25 protein-coding genes are annotated in these 25,392 nt (G+C 68.3%); 13 read left to right on the forward strand and 12 right to left on the reverse strand.

Translation table 11 applies throughout. From position 1 onward, the window contains the following. Window positions 1-41 precede the first annotated feature (41 nt). Window positions 42-824: an electron transfer flavoprotein subunit beta/FixA family protein gene (locus tag AB0333_RS06830; RefSeq protein ID WP_366217911.1), complete on the reverse strand. Its 783-nt coding sequence runs from the start codon at window positions 822-824 to the stop codon at window positions 42-44. Between the two features lie 231 nt (window positions 825-1,055). On the opposite strand from AB0333_RS06830, the gene AB0333_RS06835 reads away from it, so the two are divergent. Further along, window positions 1,056-1,571 (forward strand): thioesterase family protein, encoded by a 516-nt coding sequence (locus tag AB0333_RS06835; protein ID WP_366217912.1) that lies wholly within the window; start codon window positions 1,056-1,058, stop codon window positions 1,569-1,571. Between the two features lie 119 nt (window positions 1,572-1,690). Further along, on the forward strand, window positions 1,691-3,433 hold the full coding sequence (locus tag AB0333_RS06840; RefSeq protein ID WP_366217913.1) for an AMP-binding protein: 1,743 nt from the start codon (window positions 1,691-1,693) through the stop codon (window positions 3,431-3,433). Between the two features lie 63 nt (window positions 3,434-3,496). On the opposite strand, the gene AB0333_RS06845 is transcribed toward AB0333_RS06840, so the two are convergent. The 4 genes from AB0333_RS06845 to AB0333_RS06860 are packed head-to-tail and all read right to left on the reverse strand — an operon-like array spanning window position 3,497 to window position 8,629. Continuing rightward, window positions 3,497-4,339 carry a CoA ester lyase gene (locus AB0333_RS06845; protein WP_366217914.1) on the reverse strand — a complete coding sequence of 281 codons (843 nt, stop codon included), beginning with the start codon at window positions 4,337-4,339 and terminating at the stop codon, window positions 3,497-3,499. Next, window positions 4,336-4,872 (reverse strand): MaoC family dehydratase, encoded by a 537-nt coding sequence (locus tag AB0333_RS06850; protein WP_366217915.1) that lies wholly within the window; start codon window positions 4,870-4,872, stop codon window positions 4,336-4,338. Before AB0333_RS06850 ends, AB0333_RS06845 begins: the two co-directional genes overlap by 4 nt. Beyond that, window positions 4,869-6,983 (reverse strand): acetyl/propionyl/methylcrotonyl-CoA carboxylase subunit alpha, encoded by a 2,115-nt coding sequence (locus AB0333_RS06855; protein ID WP_366217916.1) that lies wholly within the window; start codon window positions 6,981-6,983, stop codon window positions 4,869-4,871. The genes AB0333_RS06850 and AB0333_RS06855 overlap by 4 nt, the downstream gene beginning before the upstream one ends. 53 nt (window positions 6,984-7,036) lie before the next feature. Then, complete coding sequence (locus AB0333_RS06860; protein WP_366217917.1) at window positions 7,037-8,629, reverse strand: carboxyl transferase domain-containing protein; 1,593 nt, start codon at window positions 8,627-8,629, stop codon at window positions 7,037-7,039. Between the two features lie 124 nt (window positions 8,630-8,753). Here AB0333_RS06860 and AB0333_RS06865 point away from each other — a divergent pair, with 124 nt between their 5' ends. From AB0333_RS06865 to AB0333_RS06890, 6 genes are all read left to right on the forward strand, one after another. Next, window positions 8,754-9,374, forward strand: coding sequence for a TetR/AcrR family transcriptional regulator (locus AB0333_RS06865; RefSeq protein ID WP_366217918.1), 621 nt, complete (start codon window positions 8,754-8,756; stop codon window positions 9,372-9,374). Window positions 9,375-9,467: 93 nt separating this feature from the next. Further along, entirely contained in the window at window positions 9,468-10,289 is an 822-nt protein-coding gene (locus AB0333_RS06870; protein WP_366217919.1) for an NUDIX hydrolase, read from the forward strand. Window positions 10,290-10,562: 273 nt separating this feature from the next. Then, window positions 10,563-11,867 carry an isocitrate lyase gene (gene aceA, locus AB0333_RS06875; protein ID WP_115932786.1) on the forward strand — a complete coding sequence of 435 codons (1,305 nt, stop codon included), beginning with the start codon at window positions 10,563-10,565 and terminating at the stop codon, window positions 11,865-11,867. 267 nt (window positions 11,868-12,134) lie between these two features. Then, on the forward strand, window positions 12,135-13,808 hold the full coding sequence (aceB, locus tag AB0333_RS06880) for a malate synthase A (protein WP_366217920.1): 1,674 nt from the start codon (window positions 12,135-12,137) through the stop codon (window positions 13,806-13,808). A gap of 61 nt (window positions 13,809-13,869) precedes the next feature. Continuing rightward, window positions 13,870-14,238, forward strand: a complete 369-nt coding sequence (locus AB0333_RS06885) for a glyoxalase superfamily protein (RefSeq protein ID WP_366217921.1) — start codon at window positions 13,870-13,872, stop codon at window positions 14,236-14,238. Window positions 14,239-14,430: 192 nt separating this feature from the next. Further along, window positions 14,431-14,610, forward strand: coding sequence for a hypothetical protein (locus tag AB0333_RS06890; protein WP_147301246.1), 180 nt, complete (start codon window positions 14,431-14,433; stop codon window positions 14,608-14,610). Between the two features lie 104 nt (window positions 14,611-14,714). Here the strand turns inward: AB0333_RS06890 and AB0333_RS06895 are convergent, their stop codons facing one another. The 4 genes from AB0333_RS06895 to AB0333_RS06910 all read right to left on the reverse strand — a co-directional run bounded on the left by AB0333_RS06895 (window position 14,715) and on the right by AB0333_RS06910 (window position 17,682). After that, window positions 14,715-15,329 (reverse strand): malonic semialdehyde reductase, encoded by a 615-nt coding sequence (locus AB0333_RS06895; RefSeq protein ID WP_366217922.1) that lies wholly within the window; start codon window positions 15,327-15,329, stop codon window positions 14,715-14,717. Window positions 15,330-15,441: 112 nt separating this feature from the next. Continuing rightward, entirely contained in the window at window positions 15,442-15,858 is a 417-nt protein-coding gene (locus tag AB0333_RS06900) for an acyl-CoA thioesterase (RefSeq protein WP_366217923.1), read from the reverse strand. After that, entirely contained in the window at window positions 15,842-16,945 is a 1,104-nt protein-coding gene (locus AB0333_RS06905; protein ID WP_366217924.1) for a DNA adenine methylase, read from the reverse strand. Before AB0333_RS06905 ends, AB0333_RS06900 begins: the two co-directional genes overlap by 17 nt. A gap of 47 nt (window positions 16,946-16,992) precedes the next feature. Beyond that, complete coding sequence (locus AB0333_RS06910) at window positions 16,993-17,682, reverse strand: DUF1275 family protein (protein ID WP_366217925.1); 690 nt, start codon at window positions 17,680-17,682, stop codon at window positions 16,993-16,995. Between the two features lie 137 nt (window positions 17,683-17,819). Between AB0333_RS06910 and AB0333_RS06915 the strand changes: the two genes are divergently transcribed. From AB0333_RS06915 to AB0333_RS06925, 3 genes are all read left to right on the forward strand, one after another. Beyond that, on the forward strand, window positions 17,820-18,938 hold the full coding sequence (locus AB0333_RS06915; RefSeq protein ID WP_366217926.1) for a YihY/virulence factor BrkB family protein: 1,119 nt from the start codon (window positions 17,820-17,822) through the stop codon (window positions 18,936-18,938). A 175-nt stretch (window positions 18,939-19,113) separates the two neighbouring features. Further along, window positions 19,114-20,226, forward strand: coding sequence for a YihY/virulence factor BrkB family protein (locus AB0333_RS06920; protein WP_366217927.1), 1,113 nt, complete (start codon window positions 19,114-19,116; stop codon window positions 20,224-20,226). 15 nt (window positions 20,227-20,241) lie between these two features. Continuing rightward, window positions 20,242-20,544: an SDR family NAD(P)-dependent oxidoreductase gene (locus AB0333_RS06925; RefSeq protein ID WP_366218109.1), complete on the forward strand. Its 303-nt coding sequence runs from the start codon at window positions 20,242-20,244 to the stop codon at window positions 20,542-20,544. Between the two features lie 206 nt (window positions 20,545-20,750). Here the strand turns inward: AB0333_RS06925 and AB0333_RS06930 are convergent, their stop codons facing one another. Then, window positions 20,751-21,905, reverse strand: a complete 1,155-nt coding sequence (locus AB0333_RS06930) for a thermonuclease family protein (protein WP_366217928.1) — start codon at window positions 21,903-21,905, stop codon at window positions 20,751-20,753. A 225-nt stretch (window positions 21,906-22,130) separates the two neighbouring features. On the opposite strand from AB0333_RS06930, the gene AB0333_RS06935 reads away from it, so the two are divergent. Next, window positions 22,131-22,568 (forward strand): DUF3052 domain-containing protein, encoded by a 438-nt coding sequence (locus AB0333_RS06935; protein ID WP_366217929.1) that lies wholly within the window; start codon window positions 22,131-22,133, stop codon window positions 22,566-22,568. A gap of 66 nt (window positions 22,569-22,634) precedes the next feature. Next, on the forward strand, window positions 22,635-23,273 hold the full coding sequence (locus AB0333_RS06940) for a hypothetical protein (protein WP_366217930.1): 639 nt from the start codon (window positions 22,635-22,637) through the stop codon (window positions 23,271-23,273). A gap of 2 nt (window positions 23,274-23,275) precedes the next feature. Here the strand turns inward: AB0333_RS06940 and AB0333_RS06945 are convergent, their stop codons facing one another. Together AB0333_RS06945 and AB0333_RS06950 are read right to left on the reverse strand one after the other, a co-directional pair. After that, window positions 23,276-24,379 carry an enolase C-terminal domain-like protein gene (locus AB0333_RS06945; RefSeq protein WP_366217931.1) on the reverse strand — a complete coding sequence of 368 codons (1,104 nt, stop codon included), beginning with the start codon at window positions 24,377-24,379 and terminating at the stop codon, window positions 23,276-23,278. Then, window positions 24,376-25,320 carry a LysR substrate-binding domain-containing protein gene (locus AB0333_RS06950; protein WP_366217932.1) on the reverse strand — a complete coding sequence of 315 codons (945 nt, stop codon included), beginning with the start codon at window positions 25,318-25,320 and terminating at the stop codon, window positions 24,376-24,378. Before AB0333_RS06950 ends, AB0333_RS06945 begins: the two co-directional genes overlap by 4 nt. Window positions 25,321-25,392: the final 72 nt, after the last annotated feature.

Below are 25,392 nucleotides of genomic sequence, written 5' to 3' on the forward strand. Positions count from 1 at the left end.
AAGTCTCGTGCGATTCACAGGTCAGATCAGGGGCGCCGGGCTCAGATGAGCCGGTTCGTCGCCAGGAACTCGGCCAGCTGCGCTGCCGCGGTGCCGTCATCGGCGACCTTCGGACCGGCTTCCTTCGGCGGGCGGGCGGCCGCGGAGACCATCACCGACCGGACGGACGCCGCCTCCGGGCCGGCCTGGATCCCCAGGTCCGCCAGCGACCAGTTCTCCAGCGGCTTCTTCTTCGCCGCCATGATCCCCTTGAAGTTCGGGAACCTCGGCTCGGCCGTCTTCTCCGTCACCGAGACCACCGCCGGGTAGCCGGAGGAGACCTGCAGCGCGCCGCCATCGACCACTGCCTCACCGGAGACCCGGTCCGCGGCGATCTGGATCTCGTCCAGGCCCGGCAGCACCGGCAGGCCGAGCACCTCGGCGACCATGGCCGGGATCATCCCGCCGCGGCCATCGGTGGCCTCATTGCCGGCGACCACCAGGTCGGCTCCGCCGACCTTCTCGATCGCGGCGGCCAGCACCCGTGCGGTCTGGACCATGTCCGATCCGGCCAGGGCCGCATCTGAGACCAGGACTGCGGAGTCGGCGCCCATCGAGAGCAGCTTCCGCAGCGTCTTCGTGGCATCCTCCGGCCCCATCGCGACGACCACGATCTCGGTGTCCTTGTTCTCGTCCTTGAACGCCAGCGCGTTCTCCAGCGCCCGCTCGTTGATTTCGTCCGGCACCGGCTCCGATGCGGAACGGTCCAAAATTCCTGACTCCAGGTCGATCTTCCGATCCGACCAGGTATCCGGAACCTGCTTCGCCAATACGACAATCTTCATGGAGCGCTCTCCTCGACACGGGGTGACATTCGATCTGCGGACCAAGGTACTAGGGCTTCCTAGTAATTACTAGGCCTTCCAATCGTTGGAGTTTGAGGGCAAGATCAATAGTTCGACGGAGAGTGGTCACTGCGCTCTGCCGAAATGCCGTCCGGACCAGCCTGGATCGGCCTGATCAACCTGCACGTGCGGCTCCTCCCGTCGCTCGCCTCTATGCCGAGGAGTCCCTTCATGGCCGTTGTCAACGCCGTTCCGAGCACCGACGAGGTCCTCCAGATTCCGGTCTCGTGGACCGACGAGGTCCCTCAGGACTGGATCGACATGAACGGACACATGAACATCCGTCACTATCTGGACCTCGGCGGCTTGTCGACGGACCAGGTCATCCGAAACCTGGGCATCGACGACGACTACCGGGCGAGCCGCCGCATGGGCCTGTTCACGGCAGAGCAGCACCTGACCTACCTGCAGGAGATGCGCCTCGGTACGCCCATCACCGCCCATGTCCGAGTCCTGGAGCGCAGCTCCAAGGTCTGCCACCTGGTCGCCCTGATCATGGACCGTGAAAAAGGTCTGCTGGCCTGCATCTTCGAAACCGTCCTGGTCCACGTTGACCTGGACAGCCGGCGCGGCGTGGAATTTCCCGACGACATCGCTGCGGCCTACGACCGCCTCCTCGCCGACGATCACGCACGCTACTCCTGGCCCGCCCCGGTCTGCGGCATCATGGGCCCCCGAGTGCGATAGCAGGACCAACCCGCTCTGTGGGCCCCGCAGCGAGCGTGCCACGCAGATCCGCCTGTGGGAGACGTCACCACATCAGTAGTCTGGCGTCACACATCAGCCCGTAACTGAGAGAGGTCCCCATGACGCAGTCCGCCGCCGATACCTTCCGGCAGGCCCGTGACCAGCTCCTGGCCTGCCGAACTGATCCGGAGCAGGCCAACGCAACGTTCACCTGGCCACGTTTCGAGAAGTTCAACTTCGCGGCCGACTGGATCGATGATATTGCCTCAGGAGCCCGCGCCGGTCAGCCGGCCGTGGTGATCGTCGAGGAGGACGGCACCTCGGAACGGCGCAGCTACCGGGATCTCTCTGAGCGCTCTCATCAGGTCGCCGCATGGCTCACGACCCTCGGCGTCCAGCGTGGCGACCGGGTCATCGTGATGCTGGGTAACCAGATCGAGCTCTGGGAGGTGATGCTGGCGTGCTTCCGCCTGGGTGCCCCGGTGATCCCGTCGACCGTGATGCTCGGAGCCTCCGACCTGGCGGACCGGATTGAGCGTGGCGAGGCATCCTGGGTGGTCACCACCGGCGCCGAGACGCCCAAGTTCGATGAGGTCCCGGGTGAGTTTCAGATCATCCAGATCGGCGCACGAGGTGACGGCTCGTCCACTCGGCGCGCGGTCCACGACTGGGCCGATTCCTTCACGGCGCCCACACAGTTCCACCTCGAGAGCCCCACGGCCGCCGACGAGACGCTGCTGCTCTACTTCACCTCCGGCACCACGTCGAAGGCCAAACTCGTGGAGCACACCCACACGTCCTACCCGGTGGGCCACCTGTCCACGATGTACTGGATCGGTCTCGAACCTGGCGACGTGCACCTGAACGTGGCCTCCCCTGGGTGGGCGAAGCATGCCTGGTCCAATTTCTTCGCCCCCTTCATCGCCGAGGCCACGGTGTTCCTCTACAACTACGGCCGGTTCGACGCCTCTGCGCTCATGAGTCAGATGGAGAAGGAGGGCGTCACCAGCTTCTGCGCACCGCCCACCGTCTGGAGGATGCTGATCCAGGCCGATCTCACCCAGCTCAAGACCCCTCCCACCAAGGTGGTGGCGGCAGGCGAACCGCTGAACCCCGAGGTCATCGCCCAGGTCGAGAAGGCCTGGGGCACCCAGATCCGCGATGGATTCGGTCAGACCGAGTCCACCCTGCAGGTCGCCAACACCCCGGGACAGCCTGTCCGGCCCGGCGCCATGGGACGCCCGCTTCCTGGCTACGACGTCGTCCTCATCGACCCGGACACGGGTGACGTGGCGACGGACACCGGCGAACTATGCCTCCGGCTGGAACCACGGCCGGTCGGATTGACCGTCGGGTATTGGGGAGACCCCGAACGCACGGCAGAGGCCTTCCGCGGTGGCGTCTACCACACGGGCGACATCGTCAGCCGGGACGCCGACGGGATCATCACCTACGTCGGCCGAAATGACGATGTCTTCAAGGCCTCCGACTACCGCCTCTCCCCCTTCGAGCTCGAGTCCGCGGTGATCGAGCATCCGGCGGTGGCGGAGGTCGCCGTGGTGCCGTCCCCGGACCCGCTCCGGCTGGCCGTGCCCAAGGCCTACGTGCGCCTGGCCGAGGGCTGGGAGCCGAACGAGGAGACGGCTCGCGCCATCCTCCAGCACTGCCGGGAGCATCTGGCCCCCTACAAGCGCATCCGCCGTCTTGAGTTCCATGATCTGCCCAAGACCATCTCCGGCAAGATCCGCCGCGTTGAACTGCGACGGCGAGAGGCCGAGGTCCACCCCGACGGCGGCGCCGCGCCAGCCGTGGCCGCTGACGGGTCTGCGGCGATCGAGTACACCGACGCGCTGCTGCGCTGACCCTGGACGGCGGCCCGGGTCCCAGCAGGATCCGAGCCGCCGTGGTGTCCGCGCGCGCGGGATTCACCCCACGATCCGACGCGCCTGCCGCAGGATCGGCTCATCCACCATGCGCCCGCGGAACCGGAAGACTCCCGGCTGCACCTCGGCCTCGGCCAGCACGGCACGCGCCCACTCGGATTCCTCGGCACTCGGCGCGTAGGCCTCCCGGATCACGGCTGTCTGGGAGGGGTGGATGCAGGCGGTAGCGGCGAAGCCGGACGCCGCCGCATCCTCGGCCTCGGCCCGCAGCCCGTCCAGGTCTCCGATGTCCATGAACACCGTGTCCACCGCGACCTTGCCGGCGGCGTTGGCGGCCACCAGGACGCGTGACCGGGCGTAACGGGCCACCTCGCGGTACTGCCCGGCGCGCGGGCCGCCGGCGAAACGGCTGGACTGGCCGGCCATGGACGCCACCAGGTCCTCGGCCCCCCACATCAACGCGATGACGGCCGGGTGCCGGGCGATCTCGAACGCCCTCTCCACTCCGGCGGCAGTCTCGCAGAGCGCGATGACGGAGCAACCCGCCTCCTGAAGGTGATCCAGCTGGGCCGGGTCCTCGACCTTCGCGACCATGAGCACCGGGTAGGGACCGCCGGCCAGGGCGGCCAGGTCCAGTTCATGTTCCCGGGCCGTCTCGCCGCCGACCGGGTTGACCCGCACGATGGTCGTGGCCGGGTCCAGCGATGACGCGACCACGTGCTCCCGCGCCGCGGCCTTGTCCGCCGGGGCGACCGCATCCTCCAGGTCGAGGATGACGGCATCCGCCGCGGCGGCAGCCTTGGCGTACCGCTCCGGCCGGTCGGCCGGGCAGAAGAGGACGGATGGGCCGAAGGTGAAGGCACTGTGGCCGTTCGTGCCGCTCATGCCGCACCGCCCGACGCCGGCCCCGCGCCGCCCGCTTTCGCTCCCTCCGACGCCGCCAGCGCCTCCGGGGAGACCTGCATCAGAGTGGACCGCTGCGCCACGGCCACCACCACCCCGTCCTGATTGCGGGCCGTGTGCTTGAACTCCACGATCCCCTGGTGCGGGCGGGACCGAGAGCGCCGCTTCCCGAGGATCAGGGTCTCGGCGTACAGCGTGTCCCCGTGCCGCATGGGCGCCGGGAACGTCACCTCGCTGAAGCCGAGGTTGGCCACGATGGTCCCCTGGGTCAGCTGCGCCACGGACAGTCCAACCAGCGTGGAGAGGGTGAACATGCTGTTGACCAGCGGCTCGCCGAACTCGGTGTCCGCGGACCATGCCGCATCCAGATGCAGGGACTGGGTGTTCATGGTCTGGGTGGTGAACAGGACGTTGTCCGCCTCGGTCACCGTGCGGCCAGGGCTGTGGACGTAGATGGCCCCCTCCTCCATCTCATCGAAGTACAGTCCCCGCTGGACGATGCGCTTCTCACTCACGCGACGCTCCCTTCCTTCTCCGGGCTTTCCGGGTTCTCCGTGTGCGCACTGCCCGCGTCAGACCCGTCCCCGCCGTCGGTGCCCTCGGTGGCCTCCGGGGTGACCACCGCGAGCACCTGCCCACGGGAGACGGCGTCTCCCACGGCGGCGTGCAGGGCGACCGTGCCGGCCACCGTGGAGCGGATGACGTGTTCCATCTTCATGGCCTCGACCACGAGCACCGGGTCCCCCTCGGCCACGGTGGCACCGTTATCGACCGAGGTGACCAGGACGGTCCCCGGCATCGGGGAGGTCAGGGTCGGCGTGGACTCGGCCTCGCCGTGGACACGGTGGTCCGCGCGCACCCGCCGGATGTCGAACAAGGCGCCCCGGCGGGTGAGCTGGACCCCATCGGGGCCGACGACGGCCGTGAAGCTGCGCCCGACGCCACCGATCGTGACGGTGACCTCCTGCCCCCGGCGCCTGACGAGCGCGGGCAGGGACCCGGACCGGCCGACGTCGGGCCCGGTGTTGGCCTCGGTGTTGGCATCCGCGGTGACGCCGGCGTCACCTTCGGCGACGACGGCAGGGGCGTCCACGGTGCCGGAGAGCAAGACCGTCCGGGTGGTGCCGTCCGCCGCCACCAAGGGGAAGCGCCGGGGCGCCGGGGATCCCAGGCGCCAGCCATCGCGGCGCTGCCACGGGTCGGCGGACGAGCCCCGGGCTGCGTCCATCAGCAGGGCGGCTTCCCGGAACTCCCGCTCCCCCGGCGTCGCGAACTCGAGGGCCTCGAACTCGCGGGCGATCAGGCCGGTGTCCAGCTCCCCGGCGATGACGGCCGGCAGCTCCAGCAGCGCGCGCAGGAACTCGACGTTGGTCGTGAAGCCGACCACCGCCGTGTTCTCCAGGGCGGCGACCATCCGCCGCCGGGCCTCCTCACGGTCCCGGCCCCAGATGATGACTTTGGCAAGCATCGGGTCATAGTCGATGGAGACGGTCAAGCCATCCTCCAGTGCAGTGTCCACCCGGATGCCCTCGCCCTCGGGGTGGCGCACGTGCTCCACCAACCCTCCGGTCGGCAGGAAGCCGGCGGCGGGGTCCTCAGCGTAGATGCGGGTCTCGATCGAATGGCCGTCCAGGACGATGTCGTCCTGTCCCAGCTCGAGAGGCTGGCCGGCGGCCACCCGGAGCTGCTGTTCCACCAGGTCGACCCCGGTGACCTCCTCGGTGACCGGGTGCTCGACCTGCAGGCGCGTGTTCATCTCCATGAAGAAGAACTCGTCCGGGGCGTCCGCCGGGACAATGAACTCGACCGTGCCGGCACCGCGGTAGCCCACGGAGCGCGCCGTCTCGCAGGCGGCCTCACCGATCCGGGCGCGGGTGGCCTCGTCCAGCAGCGGTGAGGGCGCCTCCTCGATGACCTTCTGGTGGCGGCGCTGCAGCGAGCACTCGCGTTCCCCGAGGTGGATGACGTTGCCGTGGGCGTCGGCCAGGACCTGCACCTCGATGTGCCGCGGGGTGGTGAGGTAGCGCTCGATGAACAGGGTGTCATCGCCGAAGCTCGCAGCAGCCTCGCGCCGAGCGGCCTCCAAGGAACCCGCGAGCTGATCCTCGGACTCCACCACGTGCATGCCCTTGCCGCCGCCCCCGGCGGAGGGCTTGATCAGCAAGGGGTAGCCGATGCCGGCGGCGGCCGCGGCGAGGGCGTCATTGTCCATTCCCGCCTTCGCGATGCCCGGGACGGTCGGCACGCCGCGCGCCTCGACGGCGTTCTTCGCGGTGATCTTGTCCCCCATCACCCGGATCGACTCGGCCGACGGGCCGATGAAGGCGATGCCGGCCTCGTCACAGGCCTGGGCGAATCCGGCGTTCTCGGCGAGGAAGCCGTAGCCGGGATGGATGGCCTCGGCACCGGTCGAGCGGGCGGCGTCCAGGACGGCGTCGATGTCCAGATAGGACTGGGCCGCCGGGGCCGGGCCCAGGCGGACGGCGGCGTCAGCCAACCGGACGTGACGCGCGCCGGCGTCGGCGTCGGAATACACCGCCACGGAGCGGATGCCCATCGAGCGCAGGGTGCGGATCACCCGGCAGGCAATCTCGCCGCGGTTGGCGATGAGGACGGTCTTGAACATGGTCGGGGGGCCTGTCTGGGTCGCTGTCGGAGTGGCTGTCGGGGGCACGGCGCTCACATCCTGAAGACGCCGAAGGAGGACGTCTGGGTCGTCTGGCCGGCGGGTCTGTGTGCGGTGCGGTCCGAGGGCTCGCGCATGACGACGTCCAGGGCCAGCCCCAGCACGTCGCGGGTCTGCGCCGGCTCGATGATGCCGTCGTCCCAGAGCCGGGCGGTCGAGTAGTAGGGGCTGCCCTGGTGCTCGTACTGCTCCCGGGTCGGCGCCTCGAACGCGGCCTGCTCCTCCGGGCTCCAGGTGCCGCCGTCGGCCTCGATCTGGTCACGGCGCACCGTGGACAGGACGGAGGCCGCCTGGGGACCGCCCATCACGGAGACGCGGGCATTCGGCCACAGCCACAGGAAGCGCGGCGAGTAAGCCCGCCCGCACATCGAATAGGTGCCGGCTCCGAAGGAACCGCCGACGACGACAGTCAGCTTGGGCACGGACGCGGTGGCCACGGCGTTGACCATCTTGGCGCCGTGCTTGGCGATGCCCCCGGCCTCGTACTCGCGGCCCACCATGAACCCGGTGATGTTCTGCAGGAACAGCAGCGGGATGCCCCGTTGCTCACACAGCTCGATGAAGTGGGCGCCCTTGAGGGCCGACTCGGCGAACAGCACGCCGTTGTTGGCCAGGATGCCCACGCGGTGGCCATGGATCCGGGCGAAACCGGTGACCAGGGTGGTGCCGTACGTGGACTTGAACTCGTGGAAACTGCCGGAGTCGATCGTCCGGGCGATGATCTCGCGGGCGTCGTAGGGGGTGGTCAGCGAGACCGGGACCACGTCGATGAGGGTCTCGGGGGACTGTTCCGGGTCCACGACGTCGGCCGGCACGTAGGGCAGCGACGGCGTCGACTCCAGCGTGGCCACGATGTCCCGGACGATCTGCAGGGCGTGCTCGTCGTTCTCGGCCAGGTGGTCGGTCACGCCGGAGACCGTGGAGTGCACCTCGCCACCACCCAGGTCTTCGGCCGTGACGATCTCGCCCGTGGCCGCCTTCACGAGCGGCGGTCCCCCAAGGAAGATGGTGCCTTGGTTCCGCACGATCACGGTCTCATCGCTCATCGCCGGCACATAAGCGCCACCGGCGGTGGAGGATCCCATGACGGCGGCGATCTGGGGGATGCCGTCCCGGGACATCCGCGCCTGGTTGTAGAAGATGCGGCCGAAGTGGTCCCGGTCCGGGAAGACCTCATCCTGCATCGGCAGGAAGGCACCGCCGGAGTCGACGAGGTAGATGCAGGGAAGCCGGTTCTCGGCCGCGATCTCCTGAGCCCTCAGGTGCTTCTTGACGGTGATCGGGTAGTAGGTGCCCCCTTTCACCGTGGCGTCGTTGGCCACCACCATCACCTGCCGGCCCTCGACCAGCCCGATGCCGGCCACCACGCCTGCCGCGGGGGCGGCCCCGTCGTAGAGGTCGTAGCCGGCCAGCGGGGCCACCTCGAGGAAGGGGCTGCCCTCGTCTAAGAGGGTGTCCACGCGATCCCGGGCCAGCATCTTGCCCCGGGCGGTGTGCTTCTCCCGTGATCTCTCCGGCCCGCCGAGCGCCGCGGTGGTGCGCCGCTCGCGGAGCTCGGCGATCAGGTCTTCATACGTCGCTGACATCGGCAGTGCCGTCCTTTGGGTTAGCAATCAGTAACTAGAAATAGGTTATCGCTCAGTAACCGAAGTTGTCTATGCTGGATGGCATCCGGCAGCAAGAACTCCAGCAACCACGGGAAGGGGCACGATGACGGCAACCTGGCGGGCCACCCAGAAGGCGAATCGCCGCACGGCCCTGATGGAGTCGGCGGCACGGCTCTTCTCCGAGCGCGGCTTCGCGGCGGTCTCCACCACGGAGCTGGGCGAGGCGGTGGGCATGAGCGGGCCCGCGCTCTACAAACACTTTGCCAGCAAGGACGCCCTGCTGGCCGAGATCCTCGTGGACGCCTCCGAACGGCTCCTGGCAGGTTGCCGGGCCATCCTGGCGGAGGCGGGGGCCGCCGACAGGGCAGCCGAGCCCGCCGAGACCCTGGAACGGCTGGTCCGCTTCCACCTGGACTTCGCCACCACGGACCCGGATGTCATCCGCATCCAGGACCGCGAACTGCCCTCCCTGGCCCCCCAGGACAACCAGACCGTGCGCCGACTGCAGCGCGAGTACGTCCAGCTCTGGGACGGAGTGCTTGCTTCGCTGCGCCCCGAGCTCGACGACGGCGAGCGCCAGGTCCGCCTGTTGGGCACCTTCGGCTTGGTGAACTCCACGCCCCACAGCGCCGACTCGGCGCCACTCCACGCTCCCGGGGCCGCGGACGGCCAGCGCGCCGAGGATATCCTGGCCGGCATGGCCCTTCGCTCCCTGACCGGATAGGAACGCCGTCACCGGCCAGGGGCACCACCAACCGGACCGGCACCGCATCCGACACCGGCACACCATCTCCCTCGACTCCAATGGAGCATCGGCATGACCTCTCCCCCAGTCCAGCCCGTCCCGCAGGCGGCGACCGTCCTGTTGCTCCGCGATGCACCAGACGGTCGTGCTCCGGAGATCTTCACCATCACCCGCTCAACGGCCCTGGACTTCAGCGCCGGCGTCTCGGCCTTTCCGGGCGGACGCATCGATGACTCGGACGATCTGGACCCATCCCTCTGGGACGGGACGGACCTGCCCGCCTGGGGGCGACTACTAGGACTGGAACCGGACGGGGCCGGAAAGGTGCTGGCCGGCGTCGTGCGGGAGACCTTCGAGGAGACCGGCATCCTGCTGGCCCGGCACCGGGACGACACCCCGGTGGGCCCCGAGCTGCTGACGACCCTGCCGACCGACACCCGCGAGCGCGTCGAACGACTCGAGCTGGACTTCGGCGGCCTGTTGTCCGAGCACGGACTGCGGCCCGACGTCCACGGCCTGCGACCCCTCTCCCGGTGGATCACCCCCGAGGGCCCGCCGCGACGGTACGACACGTATTTCTTCGCCGCCGCCCTGCCGGACGGCCAGCTGCCGGGAACACTGTCCTTTGAGGGCATCGCCAGCCGGTGGACGACGGCGGCCGAGGCCCTGGCCGACTTCCAGGCCGGCCGGCACCGGCTGATGCCGCCGACCTGGGCACAGTTCCGGACCCTGCTCCCGGCCCGATCAGTGGCCGAGGCCCTGGCACCCGCGGGGACATTCGAAGCGGTCCAGCCCACCGTCGTCGCCGGATCACCCCGCCAGGTCATCGGATTCGCCGATGCGGAGACGTACGCCCTGGAACTGGCCGCAGGATGGCCGCCGACCGGGGAGTGACCCTGGTCGCCACGGGTCAAGAAGATCCTCGATTTCGTATCGACCAGCCAGGCTCCCTACCCCATGGCATTTCAAGCGTCAAAGACCGAACTTTCTGACCAAAGCTACAAATGATGGCTATTTTCTCTGGGATTCCCACCGAAATCACCCTCGGAGCGTCAAGACTGGATCTCAACGAAGCGATACACATCACTTCGAGATCCCAGATCAGCACCATCACGGTGGGCGCGGTGACCAGTCAGGACGCCGCGCAGACCCCCGAAGGAGACTGCCATGACCGAGCAGAACACCCAGCACACCCCGGCCAGCGCCGAGCAGATCCAGCACGACTGGGACCACAACTCCCGCTGGGCCACCACTGAGCGTACCTACACCGCCGAAGACGTCGTCAAGCTCCGCGGCCGCGTCCAGGAGGAGCACACGCTGGCCCGCCGCGGCTCGGAGAAGCTGTGGGAGCAGCTGACCAGTGAGCACGCCGAGGGTTCCTACACCAACGCCCTGGGCGCCCTCACCGGCAACCAGGCCGTCCAGCAGGTCAAGGCCGGGCTGCGCGCCATCTACCTCTCCGGCTGGCAGGTCGCCGCCGACGCCAACCTCTCCGGCCACACCTACCCGGACCAGTCCCTGTACCCGGCCAACTCGGTCCCGCAGGTCGTCCGCCGCATCAACAACGCACTGATGCGCGCCGACCAGATCGAGTTCGCCGAGGGAGTCCAGACTGTGGACGACTACCTGGTCCCGATCGTCGCCGATGCCGAGGCCGGCTTCGGCGGTCCGCTGAACGCCTACGAGCTGATGAAGTCCATGATCTCCTCGGGCGCCTCCGGCGTGCACTGGGAGGACCAGCTGGCCTCCGAGAAGAAGTGCGGCCACTTGGGCGGCAAGGTCCTCATCCCGACCGGCCAGCACATCCGCACGCTGAACGCCGCGCGCCTCGCGGCCGACGTCGCCGATGTCCCCTCCGTGGTCATCGCCCGCACCGATGCCGAGGCCGCCACCCTGATCACCTCCGATGTGGACGAGCGCGATTCTGACTTCATCACGGGCGAGCGCACCGCCGAGGGCTTCTACAAGGTCCGCAACGGGATCGAGCCCTGCATCGCCCGCGCCAAGGCCTATGCCCCGTACTCCGACCTCATCTGGATGGAGACCGGCACCCCGGACCTGGAGCTGGCCAAGCAGTTCGCCGAGGCCGTCAAGTCCGAGTTCCCGGACCAGATGCTCTCCTACAACTGCTCGCCGTCCTTCAACTGGAGGAAGAACCTGGACGATGCCACCATCGCCAAGTTCCAGCGCGAACTCGGTGCCATGGGCTACACCTTCCAGTTCATCACCCTGGCCGGATTCCACGCCCTGAACCACTCCATGTTCGATCTGGCCAAGGGCTACCAGGAGCGCCAGATGTCCGCCTACGTGGAGCTCCAGGAGCGCGAGTTCGCCGACGAGGCCCGCGGCTACACCGCCACCAAGCACCAGCGCGAGGTCGGCACCGGCTACTTCGATGCCATCTCCACCGCCCTCAACCCGGACGCCTCCACCCTGGCCCTCAGCGGGTCCACGGAGGCCGGCCAGTTCTGATCGGCCCGCCCCGGGCCTAGTCCCGGCCAGGTTAGAAGCGGGTGGCGCCCGGACCCACATGGTCCGGGCGTTGCCCGCCCCGCTTCACCGAAGCACAGCACTTCCCGACGCCGGCTCCCGACCGGACGGCCGGCGTCGGGCCCTATTTTCACCCCGCACACACCACTGGGGCTCTTCCACCGACTTTTTCGACACCGCGCGTTTTTCAACGCGCACCGCGTCACCGCCAGTGCGGCCGCCGCGGACGACTTCCTTCAGGAGGCTCCCATGTACCCCACCGACCAGCCCATCACCCTCAACGGCGTGACGATCACCGGACCGCACCTGCCCGGGCAGGAGGAGATCCTCACCCCCGACGCCCTCGACTTCCTGGCCACCCTGCACCGGCAGTTCAACGGCCGCCGCCGCGAGCTGCTGACCAAGCGGGAGGAGACCCGCCAGCGGATCTCCGACGGAGCCACCCTGGACTTCCTGCCGGAGACCCGCACCATCCGCGAGGACGGCTCCTGGCGCGTGGCCCCGCTCGCGCCGGGCCTGAAGGACCGCCGCGTGGAGATCACCGGGCCGGTAGACCGGAAGATGACCATCAACGCGATGAACTCCGGTGCCAAGTGCTGGCTGGCCGACTTCGAGGACTCCTCCTCACCGTCCTGGGAGAACATGCTGAACGGTCAGGTGAACCTGCGGGATGCCATCCGCCGCCAGATCGACTTCACCTCCCCCGAGGGCAAGGACTACGCGCTCGGCGGCGTGCAGCTCGTGGACCGCCCGACCATCATCGTCCGGCCCCGCGGCTGGCACCTGGACGAGGACCACCTGGTGGTGGACGGCGAGCCGATGGCCGGCGCCCTGGTGGACTTCGGCCTGTACTTCTTCCACAACGCCAAGGAACTGCTGCGCCGCGGCCGCGGACCATACTTCTACCTGCCGAAGACCGAGAACCACCTCGAGGCCCGCCTGTGGAACTGCATCTTCGTGGTGGCCCAGGACCACCTCGGGATCCCGCAGGGCACCGTGCGCGCCACCGTGCTGATCGAGACGATCACCGCGGCCTTCGAGATGGAGGAGATCCTCTACCAGCTGCGCAACCATGCCGCGGGCCTGAACGCCGGGCGGTGGGACTACATCTTCTCCATCATCAAGAACTTCCGGGACCGCGGCGATCAGTTCGTGCTGCCTGACCGTGCCGACGTGACCATGACCGCCCCGATGATGCGGGCCTACACCGATCAGCTCGTGCGCGCCTGCCACCGGCGCGGCGCCTCGGCGATCGGCGGCATGGCGGCCTTCATCCCGAACCGCCGCGATCCCGAGGCCAACGCCACCGCGCTGGAGAAGGTCCGTGCGGACAAGACCCGCGAAGCCGGCGATGGCTTCGACGGGTCCTGGGTGGCCCACCCGGACCTGGTGCCGGTGGCCATGGAGGTCTTCGACGCGGTCCTGGCCGACCGCCAGAACCAGATCCGTGCCAACCGCCGCGAGGACGTGACGCCCGACGCCGCAGCCCTGCTGGCCGTATCCGAGACCCCGGGGTCCATCACGGAAGCAGGCGTACGGATGAACATCGAGGTCGGCATCCGCTATGTGGAATCCTGGCTGCGGGGCAACGGCGCCGCCGCCATCCACAACCTCATGGAGGACGCCGCCACCGCGGAGATCTCCCGATCCCAGATCTGGCAGTGGATCAACGCCGGGTCTTCCGCCGAGCTGACCGGGGGCGGCACCCGCACCGTGACCCGCGAGTGGGTCCAGGAGCTGATGGACGAGGAGTTCGGTCGCATTGATCGCGCCGAGGGCGACCGCTTCGACGACGCTCTGGAGGTCTTCTCCGGCTCCGCCCTGGCTGAGGAATACCCCGACTTCCTGACGCTGCCGGCCTACCAGAGGTTCCTCTCGGCCCAGGCTCCGGCACGCCAAGCACTGGCGGGCACCACTGTCTGAGATCCGATCGCGGCGGTGCCAGGACCTGGTCCCGGCACCGCCGCGGTTCTACCGTGGCTCCATGGACATGAGGATCGAACTGGTGGCGATCCCGGTCACCGACGTGGACCGGGCGAAATCCTTCTACGTAGACCAGGTCGGTTTCCACGCCGACCACGACTACGTCCTCTCCCCCGAGCTGCGTTTCGTCCAGCTCACCCCGCCGGGATCGGCCTGCTCGGTGGTCTTGGGCGTGGGCATCACCGAGATGGCTCCGGGTTCGCAAAAAGGCGTACAGATGGTGATCGACGACGCGGATGCCGCCCTCGCTGAACTGTCCGGCCGCGGGGTGGAGTGCAGCGGCGTGGACGAACAGGACTGGGGCCGGTTCGTGTACTTCGCTGATCCGGATGGCAACACCTGGTCGTTGCAGCAGATGCCGCCGCGCTGAGTCCCCTGCGGGGCCGTCCCACGGGTCCCACGGACAGCTCGCCCGGGCCCCCAGGACCCTCCGGCGACCGCACCCTGGGCGCCCTGGACAGTGAGCGGCGGACCGCACACTTGCCCGCACCCTGCAGGGTTGCCACACTGGGGTTCCCTACCGTCGGATGAAAGAGTCGCCATGGACCACGTGAATCCGGAAATGCCTGAGGAAGACCGCCTCGACGAGCCGCAACCTCAACTCTCGGGGGACGAGGCCCTGGCCGAACCGCCCGTCGCCGACGACCCTGTGGAGACGGCCGCACACCGCCACGATGAGGAACTGGCCGAGGAATGGGAGAACGAGTCCTTTCCTGCGTCGGACCCGCCCTCGAACTACTGAACCGGCCTGTCGACCCGCCACCCCTCACCCGCTCACGCAAATCGGCCCGTCCCTTCGATGACCTCGGAGGGACGGGCCGCTTTTTTTGAATGCCAGGCGGGCGATCAGACGGTCTTGACCGCAAGCTCCTCGTCCAGGCGGGGCAGTCGTGGGAACCAGGCATCCACGCCGGGCTTGCCGACGTTGACCACCATGAAGGCGTTCCAGGTGGTGCCGGCGTTGAAGTCGGCATCCACCCCGGCGAAGTCCCAGCCGGTCATGGGGCCGGCGGCCAGACCCTGGGCCCGGACGGCGAGCGTGAAGTAGCCGCCGGCCAGCCAGGCGTTCTGGCGTGCGATCAGCGCGCGGGAGTCGGCGTCGCCGTCGAACAACTCCTTGCGTTCCGGGGCGTGCGGGTAGAACATGGGGAAATTCTCGTGCCAATCTGAGTCCCAGGACAAGACGGCCACCGCGGGGGCGGTCGCGGCCTTGCCGCCGTTGTTGCCACCGGCGTGGGCCACCAGCCGGGCCCGCTGGTCCTCGGACTGGACCCAGGTGATACGCAGCGACTGCAGGTTCATCATGGTCGGGCCCATCCTGGTGAGCTCGTAGATCGCCTGGAGGGTATCCGCGGAGACCGGCTCATCTGAGAACGTGTTGGCGGTCCGGGCGTCGTGGAATAGCTGGTCCAGCGCCTTCGGGTCCACGGGCTCCATCGGGGTGGACTCGGTGTTCAGCACGGTCTCTCTCCCTCGGATCGGCGTCGGCGCCGCACCCTCATCAGGAGGGGACACCAGGAGTGCATAACCGTGGGTGCCGTGAGCGGTATTCCCCGGAGGCGGGCGCTGTGGCCTACGACTCACCTTCCGGCAGCGACCACGCCTCCAGTTCCGCGCGCTCGGCCTCGGTCAGCGCCCGGGAGGCGCTGGATCCGTCCAGCCAGACCAGGATGGAGTCCACCGTGAAGACCGGACGCCCGTCCTGGATCCCCTGTTGGCGCAGCGTGTACGACTTGGTGCCGATCCTCACCACGGACACCTGCAGGGTGATGGCGGGGGCGTACCGGGTCTCGGCGTGGTAGTCGATCTCCTGGCGGGCCACGACGATGCTGCCGCCCTCGCCACTGTCCTGGCGCTGGGACTTCAGAAACGCGTGGAACCGGATCCGCGCCTCCTCAGCCAGAGTCACGATCTTGGCATTGTTGACGTGGCCCTGCGCGTCTTGGTCGGACCAGCGCAGGTCCATCTCGATCTCATATGGCGTGGACACGGTCACTCCTGTCTCTCAGGTCTCTTGTGGTCGAACTGCTGCCGGCCGCGGCCTGCGCCGCCTCGACCTTCTCGGCCGGCCCGGCCACGAAGACCAGCTCCGTGTTGCGCAGGTGGGACACCTTTCCCACCTTCTCCCCCGTGGGCGAGTGGATGCCGATGCTCGCCCCGACGTACCGCTTCGAGTCGAAGCCCAGCACGGCCACCGTCTCATGGCCGGCCTCCCGCAGGGACTGCTCCATGGCGTCTGCGGTGATCCATGATTCGTCGTTGTAGGACACGACGACCACCTCGGACCGGATCCGGGTGAGCACGTCCGCGAGCGCCGCCGGCATCGTGCGCTTGGAGTTGAAGACGCTGCGGGTGTCCTCGTCACGGACGTCCACCCGCTTGCAGGCCACCCCGTAGTGCTCCGGCTCGTCCCAGCGGACCAAGGTCTCCCACACGTGGTAGTTGGCGTAGTAGCGGTGCTGGTTGTAGGGCGGGTCCACGTAGTAGAGGTCGGCCGGCGGCAGGGTGTCCACCGTGTCCATCACGTCCCCGACCACCACGGCCCCCGGCCCGTCCAGCAACGCAGGCATCCGCAGTTCCAGGTCCCGCCCCGAACGCCGGGCCCAGGACTTCAGGTAGGCCATCTGGATGCCCGTGGTGGAATCCACGCGATCAGCGGCTTCCAGCAGGGAGGTCAGCAGGATCGGATACCAGGGGGTGCCGGCATACTCCTCCTCGATGCGCTGGCGGATCGCGTCGATCCGCATGCCGTTCTGGGGTTGGAAGTAGCGTGCCTGCTCGCAGAACGTCGCCGTCACATAGCCGCGGGCCGGCGTCGTGCCCTGAAGGTCCACCAGGATCTCGGCGAGCTCCGCGCGGTCTGTGGACCGCGCGTCGGTGGCGATGTAGCAGCCGGCGAGCACGCCGGTGTAGGTGGCCCGGTCCGAGGCCGTGGTGTGGATGCCTCGGCGCTTGAATTCCTGGGCCACCCGGGTGGTGCCGGAGAAGAGGTCGACGGCGGTGCGGGCACCGGCCGCTGACGCCATGGCACCCAGCACGGGCACCAACAACCGCTTGGAGCCCAGGTACTTGATCATGCATCGAACCTAACCGACGCCTGACGTGCGGAGGGGAAGGCGCGGCCTCAGGTCTGGGAGGACCAGGCGGCGCGCGGCCCCCGAAGGCTCAAGACCACCGCCGGAACGAGCAGCAGGAGGACGGCGATCCACAACGCGCCCAGCCCCAGCACCTGGTAAGCCACAGCCCCCGCGATGGCTCCCACGGCGATGGCGCACCACAACACCAGGTATCGCAACCAGATGGTGCGGTTGCCCCCGGTGACCGCGTGGGCCAGGTGCTGTCCCATCTTGACCAGAGTCCCCGTCATGTAGGTCAGCCCCACGGTGACCTCCCCACCACGGGTGAACGTGCCGTTGACTGCCCCCATGCTGGCCGCGACGGCGGGCGCGACGGCGATCTGCAGCACGGGGGCCGAGGCGCAGACGGCAGCGGACAGCAGGAGGATGAGGGACACCCACACCGCGGTGGAGCGCGGACCGTAAGGCGGGGTGCGCCCAGACCGGGAGGTCCGCACATGCACGGCCAGGGATGACGCCACGACGCCGACCACGAAGAAGAGCACCAGCCCCATGGCCTTCACCCAGCCCAGCAGGTCCCCCGCGGCCAGGTCCGCCCCGGCCCGGGTGGAGTTGCCGGACATGAAGGAGACGAAGTAACCGCCGAGGTGGATGAAGGCGAGCCCGTCCACGAACCCCGCGGTCGCGGTCAAGTGGCCGGCCAGGGCTCCTTGACGCACTGTCAGCGATCCGGCCACGCGACCTTCCTTTCCCCAGGAGACAACACCTCGACTGTAGCGTCGGTGACTCGTCGCGATGCGGTGCTTTCAGATCCGCCGCGAACAGGACAGGATGGCAGTCAGACAGGCCGGACCGCAGACGAGAGGACAAGATCGTGCCCATCAAAGATCCCATTGACGCCACGCTCGAGGCGGCGGACGCACCGTCTCCGGATCACGGCGAGAAACCCGATGACCCGCCCAAGCTCAAGGGCGCGAGCTGGAAGTACGCCTTCAAGCGTGCTCTCAAGGAGTTCGGCACCGACAGCGGCACCGACCTGGCCGCCCGGCTGACCTACTTCATGGTGCTGTCCCTGGCGCCGGCCCTGCTAGCCATCTTCTCGATCATCACGCTGGTGCTCGCCAACAACGCCGACACGGTCACCACCCTGGCGGATGACGTGGTCAAGCAGTACGTACCGGCCGACTACCAGAGCCTCGTGGTCGATCTCGTGGACACGATGATCAGTTCCTCCACCGGGGGCATCATCGCCTTGATCATCGGTATCGCCACCGCCCTGTGGTCGGCTTCTGCCTACGTCAAGGCCTTCTCGCGCTCCATGAACGCCATCTACGGGGTGGAGGAGGGCCGCGGCCTGGTGAAGCAGCTCGGGACCATGTTGCTGGTCACCCTCGCCCTGATCGTCGGCGTGGTGCTCATCCTGGTCTCGCTCGCGTTGAACCAAGCGCTGGTCGAAGGGGTCCTGGGCCCGATCGCCGAACCCCTCGGGATGGGAGGCACCCTGACCTTCCTGTCCGAGACGTTCCTGCCGATCTGGGTCTGGGTCAAGTGGCCGGTCATCCTGGCCCTCATCATCGCCATGATCGCCGTGCTGTACTACTTCACGCCCAACGTGAAGCAGCCCAAGTTCACCTGGGTCGGTATCGGCTCGGTCGTAGCGATCATCGGCATCGCCATTGCGGGCGTGGCCCTGTCCATCTATCTCTCGCAGTTCGCCGGTTACAGCTCCTACGGCGCGATCGGCACCGTGATGGCGCTGCTGTTCGCCCTGTGGATCTTCAACATCGTCCTGCTGCTCGGCGCGGAGATCGATGCCGAGGTCGAACGCGCCCGGCAGCTGCAGGCCGGCATCCAGGCGGAGGAGATGATCCAGCTCCCCCCGCGGGACATCTCCAAGGTGGAGAAGTTGAGGGAAGGCCGGGACAAGCTGGAAGCCGAGGGCCGCATATTGCGCCTCGCCTACAGCGACACAGCGTCCGGGCGAGGGTCTTGATCGTCGACCGGCGCTGACGGGGCGGCATCCGGGCGCGTCAGCCTCTCCACGGCAGTCACGCTGCCGAGGCACGGCGATAGTCTCGGGTACAGGACCGGGGAGCTCCGGGCGTCACGGGCCCACGGTCGCGACGAGGCCACGGCCAGAGGGCGTGGACGAGGAGAGGACCCCCGACGTGCCCATCACAGACCCCATTGAGGCGACCCTGGCAGCGGCGGACCGGTCGGAACGGCACCACGGAGGCCGGCCGCCCTCCCCCGGCCGGCTCAACGGACCGGGACGGAAGTACGCCTTCACCCGTGCCATCAAGGAGTTCGTCGCCACCGGGGGCATAGACCTGTCCGCCACGCTGACCTACTTCATGGTGCTCTCCCTGGCCCCGGCACTTCTGGCGGTCTTCTCCATCATCTCGCTCGTCCTGGCGAACAACGCCGAGACGGTGCAGCAGTTGGTGAACGACGTGGTCGTCGAGTACGTGCCCACCGACTACCGAGGACTCGTCGTCGACTTGGTGGACACGATCATCAGCGCCTCCTCGGGCGGTGCCATCGCGCTCGCCATCGGCATCGCCACCGCGCTATGGTCGGCCTCGATCTATGTCAGGGCCTTCTCCCGGTGTATGAACACCGTCTACGGGGTCCAGGAGGGCCGCGGGTTCGTTCGGCAGATCGCTACGATGCTCCTGACGACACTGGTCCTGCTCATCGGCGTCGTGCTGATCTTGGTGTCTCTGGCCCTGAACCAGTCGCTCGTCAACGGCGTGCTCGGTCCGATCGCAGATCCCCTCGGGCTGACCGACACCCTGACCTTCCTCACGGAGACGTTCCTACCGCTGTGGGCGTGGTTGAGGTGGCCCTTCGTTCTGGTGCTGATGATCTGCATGATCGCGGTGCTCTACCTGGTCACCCCCAACGTGAGGAAGCCCAAGTCGGGCTGGTTGCGCAGTGGTTCGGTCCTCGCCATCCTCGGGATCGGCTTCGCCGCGGTGGCCCTGTCCATCTACCTGAGCCAGTTCGCCGGGTACAGCTCCTACGGCGCCATCGGCACGGTCATGGCCCTGCTGGTCGTATTGTGGGTCTTCAACATCGTGCTCTTGTTCGGCGCGTACGTGGACGCCGAGGTGGCCAGGGCCCGGCAGTTGCTGGCCGGAATACCGGCCGAGGTGGCCATCCAGTTGCCTCCACGGGACACCGTCAGGGTGCACAAGGCCAAGGAGATGCGGGACAAGCTCGAGGCTCAGGGCCGCATGTTGCGCCTGACCTACGGCCCGGCGGACCGCGCGGGCTGATACCCGGCGGCTGACATCGGCGCCGGATCCGGCCTCGGCGCCGCAGCCGCCCTCACGATCGCCCAGCAGGGCGGCCGCCAGACCCTGGTGGACCTCAACGAGGACGGGCTGACGGCCACCCAGGAGCAGATCCTCCAGACGGTGCCAGACGCCCCGATCCTCCTGGTCACCGCCAACGTCACCGACGAGGAGCAGGTCCAGCACTACGTGGATCAGCACGTGGCGACGTTCGGCGCGATCGACGGCTTCTTCAACAACGCCGGATTCATCAACGGCACCGTCATCCCGATCGACGGCGGCCAGCACATCAAGTACTGACCCGTCCAGGCACCCGGCCTCAGCCACGGCCCCGGTCGTAGTGCCCGCTCGGCCCGAGCGCATCAGGCCCGGCGGAACACACCGAGCCCGACGCCGGCCCGGCACCTGATGCGAACCATCGCACCCAGGTGCCGGGCCGGCGTCGTTCCCTACTTTTGGGGCGGCCAGAGACGACTACTTATCCCTGTCCCACAGAACGCGTGTTTTCAGCAGGGCTTGTAGAACTGCCCACCCGGGGCATAGCAGCGGGGCCCCGTGTAGCCCGGGAAGTCAGCGTCCGTTCCGTACCCACTATTCGACGGCTGCTGACGGCGTGGAGCCTCCTGCTGCCTCTCATTCGAACGGTTGCGCTCTGCCTGGCGAGCTTCCTCTTGTTCGCGGGCTCTGTCTGCCTGCCGCTCAGCTTCTGCCTCGCGAGCCTGTTCCGCTTGACGAGCTTCTTCAGCCGCTCGTTCCTCCGCGGCCTTCTGCTCCGCAGCCTCTCGCTCCTCCGCCGCCTTCTTCTCCGCGGCGGCCTCCTCGGCAGCCAACTTCTCCTCCGCTGCCTTCTGCTCTGCAGCCACCCGGGCGGCCTCCACCAGTTCCGTCTCCTTGGCCAGCAGGTCCTGTTGATAGGCCACCGCGGCCGGCAATGCCACATCGCTTCTCTTCCGCAATGTCAGCGCCAGATCACCATAGGCCTTGGAGAGAACCACATGGCTACCGGACTCGACCAGATCCAGAGCAGATCCCAAGGCCTCACCGGCGGCGATCACCGGGGCAGCCGCTGCGAGCGCCGCGGCCACTCCGGCGGCGTCTGCGGGGATGGCCGCAGGCAGATCTTCCAAGGGTGGAAGGGCCTCGGCCAGGGCTGGGATGGTGCACTCAACGGCCGGGTCGTGCAGGCCCTCGCCGGCCTCCTCGGCGCGCTGCTGCGCCTCGAGAACCTCCGAATAGAAGCGATCATTCGGCTCGTACAGGACGGCCACACCCAGTCCGGCTTCGGCCAGGTCCGCATTCACCAGCGAATCGTCCTTGTAGACACCGGCCAAGGTTCGGTCATACCGGTCAGTGCGCTCGACGTCATAGACGAGATCGATCTCTTCACCCGGGGCCAGCAATTCCTCCAGGAATGCTGTGGCTTCCGGGCCCAGGCACTGAACGGGCTTCTCCGGGTGCTTGGTCTCCGGCGTATCCACATTCAACAGCCGGACACGTTGAACCTCTCCGTTGACCTCCGCGTCGATGGTGTCACCGTCGATCACCCGGACCACGGTCGCCCGGTCGCGGCCGTCCGAACCACCAGATTGCGCCACCGCGACGCCGGTGGCGCCTGCCGCCACGACCACCACGGCCACCCCGGTGATCACCTTGGCGGTCACTGATGACCTTGCCCACAAACCAGCCATGACCATCGAGTCCTCTGTGCGTGCCCCTCCGCATGATGACCACAGCAGCATAGGCGAGCGGCAGGGGACCGCGGTCCCGGCCACTGGAGATGACGGGCTCCACGGACTTTGAAGCCGACCCGGCACCTTCCCCGGAAATCCTGTGGAAGATGCCGGGCCGACGTCGTTCCCCCGTCACGGTGGGGGCAGAATGGTGCCATGGCCACGACCCCGGAACAGCCCGCCACCCCCGCCGCCTCTACCGCGCCTGCCGCCCCCGCCGCGCCCCAGAAGACCACCGCGCAGAAGCTCTTCATCAAGCCCACCGACACCCTGCACCTGGCCGGCGGCCACCAGGGCCTGCATGCGCTCCTGGATCCCCTGCCGGAGGGCGTGCGGCTGACGGACGAGATCACGGAGGCCACCGCCGTCGTGCTCTTCGCCCAGGACCAGCGGTCCCTGGACGGGGTGCTGGACGATTGGCTGGAGCCGGCACTCGGGGCCCGGGTGCTGTGGATCGGCTATCCGAAGGGTGGCCGATCGGACATCAACCGGGACACCATCTGGAAGGATGTCGAGGCCCGTGGGCACTCACTGAACGCCAACATCCCGCTGTCCGAGGAGTGGTCCTCCGTGCGGGTGAGGACCGCCTCGTAGACTGGGGGCAGCAGGCCGGTCTGAACTGACCGGAGCACCACACATCAACACTGAGGGACAGCACCCATGCGCCGAATGTCCGATCCCGCCTACGTCTCCGAAAGCCAAGACCGCCTTCACTGCGAGAACATCGAACCGATCACCCAGCTCTGCGATTCCCTGGAGGACACGGACAAGGGCCCCATCCCCTACGTGGACCCCGCCCTGGACGTGGATGAAGCCCGTATCCTGGTCCTCACCTCCGCCCCCGGACCCGGCACCGCGTCCGGCTTCCTCTCCCATGAGAACGACGACGACGCTTCCGAGCGACTGCTCCGCGTCTTCTCCTCGGCGGGCCTGGACCCGAAGTACACCATCCCCTGGCTGGTCCACCCCTGGACCCAGGAGGACTACGCCCTGAACCTCACGAAGGAGCGGATCGCCACGGGAGTGAAACCCTTCAACCGCTTCCTCAAGCGCGTCCCCCGCGTGGTGGCCATCATCGCCCACGGTGGCGAGTCGCAGAAGCTTATCAAGGCGTTCTCCTCCACCATCGGCGGTTCGGCGCTCGCCGCGAAGGCCATCAAGGTCTTCAACGCCCCAGCGCTGCACACCCAGAGCGCCAACCGGAAGTTCACGCCGGAGGAGCTTGAGGACCAGATGGTCGAGACCTACGGCCAGGCCATGCGCCTGTGCGGCATCCGGCCGCTCGTGAGCGGCAGCTGACCTCAGCGGTCGGTGCGGTACCTCGACAGCTTCTCGCCGTCGATCTCCGCACCGACGCCCGGCGCGTCCCGCACGGAGATGCGTCCGTCCGCGATGGCGATCGGCTCGGCCAGCAGGTCATCCGCCATGTCCAGGAAGTTGGACAGCTCCCCGGCCCGGCGGCTGCTCGCCTCGTGGGCCGCGCCGAAAGTCACGGTGGCGAGTGAGCCGATCTGGGTGTCGATCTGGTTGCCCATGGTCACGTCCACCCCCAGTCCGGTGCAGAGACCAAGGATCTCGGTGGCCTCGGTGAACCCGGACCGGGCGGTCTTGATGCAGATCGCGTTGCACCCACCCGAGAGCAGCTCACGGGAGGCGTCGCCGGCCGTGGGCACGGACTCGTCCCCCACCACGGGGATCGGTGACTTCTCCACCAGGCGGCGGCGGCTCATGGCCTCCTTGGCGTCGCACGGCTCTTCCAGCAGGGTCAGGCCGAGGCCCTCCGTCTGCTGCAGCACCTGCATAGCCTCGTTGGCGGTCCAGCCGCGATTGGCGTCCAGGTAGAGCTCCACGTCCGGCCCCAGGCCCTCGCGGAGCACGTGGCAAGCCTCGATGTCCAGGGACAGCGGGCGACGTCCGACCTTCAGCTTGAAGGTGGTGATGCCGTACTCCTCGCCGAACCGCAGCGCCTCCTCCAGCAGTTCCTGGGCTGGCTTGAAGCCGAGCATGTGGGAGACCCGCATCGAATCGGTCCACCCACCCAGCAGCTGGTGCACCGGCCGGCCCAGGGCCCTGCCGGCCAGGTCCCACAGGGCGATGTCCACGGTGCCCTTGGCGACCTGGTTGTGGATGGTCCGGCGCATCACGGCGTGGACCTTCTCCCGGTCGAAGGGGTCCAGCCCGATGATCTGCGGGGCGAAGACGTCCTCGACGATGTTCTTGATGGACACCTGCGTCTCACCGTAGGTGTAGGGCCGCGGCGGGGCATCGGCCACCCCGGTGACCCCCTCATCGGTGTGGATCCGCACCAGCACGTGGTCCGCGGTCTCCACGGAACCGGAGGCGAACGTCAGCGGATGAGTGTACGGGATGGCGTAGGGAATGGCTTCGATGCCGGTGATCTTCATGGACGCTCCTGCTGGTCAGGGGACGGAGGGTGGACGAGGCTGGGCTGCCCGTGGCGCACCTCACCGACGGCGCGGTGGGCGAGGGCCCGGAAGGGCGGGATGAGTCCGGAGCGGCTGCCGTGCTTCCAGGCGATGGCGAGGCCGATCTCGGGCGCATTCTCGAGTTCGCGGTAGGCGATGGGGGACGCGGCGGCCCGCCGGGCGCCGTCGGGCACCAGGGCCAGCCCCATGCCGGCCCCCACGAAGGCCAACAAGGTCGAGGTCTCCGTGGCCTCCTGCACGACGCGCGGGCGGAACCCCGCCCGCCGGCAGGCCTCGGACGTGATGGTGGCGACGGCGGAACCCTGCGGGTAGCTCACGAAGTCCTCCCCCGCGAGCTCGGCCAGGGGCACGGGTCCTCCGCCCGTGGCCAGCCGGTGGTGGGCCGGGAGGGCGACCACGAGGCTGTCCCCCTCGAGGGCGTCGAGCAACAGTTCGGGGGACTGCACGGGCGGACGCAGGACGGCGATGTCGAGCCGGTTCTCCAGCAGCCCCTGCTCGATCTGCGGGGTCAGCATCTCCCCCATCACGTGCAGGCGGACCCCGGGCAGCTCACGCCGGGCCAACTGCACCACGGCCGGCATGACCCGATAGGTGGCGGAGCCGACGAAGCCGACGCGCAGCACGCCCGCGGCGCCGGCACCGACCTCGCGGACATCCTTGGCCAGGGCGTCGACGTCGGCCAGGATCTGCCGCGTCCGGTCCAACATGAGCTGCCCGGCATCAGTGAGGTCCACCCGGCGGGTGGTGCGCTCGAAGAGCTGGGTGCCCAGGGTGGTCTCCAGCTGCTTGATCTGCTGTGAGAGCGGCGGCTGGGCCATGTGCAGCCGCTCGGCCGCCCTCCCGAAATGCCGTTCCTCGGCCACGGCCACGAAATAACGCATCTGGCGCAGGTCCACCACGCCACCCCCTCTCCGGTGCCATCCTGGGCCAGGCCGGCCCGCTCTGCGCCACGCGAGGTAAGCGCGGCATGG

Source organism: Citricoccus sp. NPDC079358 (assembly GCF_040702545.1).
Lineage (GTDB): Bacteria > Actinomycetota > Actinomycetes > Actinomycetales > Micrococcaceae > Citricoccus.

Coding starts and splice junctions, on each gene's coding strand:
- aceB (WP_366217920.1), top strand. CDS start 12,135: ATGTACCCCACCGACCAGCCCATCACCCTCAACGGCGTGACGATCACC.
- AB0333_RS06935 (WP_366217929.1), top strand. CDS start 22,131: ATGGCCACGACCCCGGAACAGCCCGCCACCCCCGCCGCCTCTACCGCG.
- AB0333_RS06885 (WP_366217921.1), top strand. CDS start 13,870: ATGGACATGAGGATCGAACTGGTGGCGATCCCGGTCACCGACGTGGAC.
- AB0333_RS06905 (WP_366217924.1), bottom strand. CDS start 16,945: ATGATCAAGTACCTGGGCTCCAAGCGGTTGTTGGTGCCCGTGCTGGGT.
- AB0333_RS06860 (WP_366217917.1), bottom strand. CDS start 8,629: ATGTCAGCGACGTATGAAGACCTGATCGCCGAGCTCCGCGAGCGGCGC.
- AB0333_RS06870 (WP_366217919.1), top strand. CDS start 9,468: ATGACCTCTCCCCCAGTCCAGCCCGTCCCGCAGGCGGCGACCGTCCTG.
- AB0333_RS06940 (WP_366217930.1), top strand. CDS start 22,635: ATGCGCCGAATGTCCGATCCCGCCTACGTCTCCGAAAGCCAAGACCGC.
- AB0333_RS06865 (WP_366217918.1), top strand. CDS start 8,754: ATGACGGCAACCTGGCGGGCCACCCAGAAGGCGAATCGCCGCACGGCC.
- AB0333_RS06840 (WP_366217913.1), top strand. CDS start 1,691: ATGACGCAGTCCGCCGCCGATACCTTCCGGCAGGCCCGTGACCAGCTC.
- AB0333_RS06845 (WP_366217914.1), bottom strand. CDS start 4,339: ATGAGCGGCACGAACGGCCACAGTGCCTTCACCTTCGGCCCATCCGTC.
- AB0333_RS06945 (WP_366217931.1), bottom strand. CDS start 24,379: ATGAAGATCACCGGCATCGAAGCCATTCCCTACGCCATCCCGTACACT.
- aceA (WP_115932786.1), top strand. CDS start 10,563: ATGACCGAGCAGAACACCCAGCACACCCCGGCCAGCGCCGAGCAGATC.
- AB0333_RS06830 (WP_366217911.1), bottom strand. CDS start 824: ATGAAGATTGTCGTATTGGCGAAGCAGGTTCCGGATACCTGGTCGGAT.
- AB0333_RS06835 (WP_366217912.1), top strand. CDS start 1,056: ATGGCCGTTGTCAACGCCGTTCCGAGCACCGACGAGGTCCTCCAGATT.
- AB0333_RS06855 (WP_366217916.1), bottom strand. CDS start 6,983: ATGTTCAAGACCGTCCTCATCGCCAACCGCGGCGAGATTGCCTGCCGG.
- AB0333_RS06890 (WP_147301246.1), top strand. CDS start 14,431: ATGCCTGAGGAAGACCGCCTCGACGAGCCGCAACCTCAACTCTCGGGG.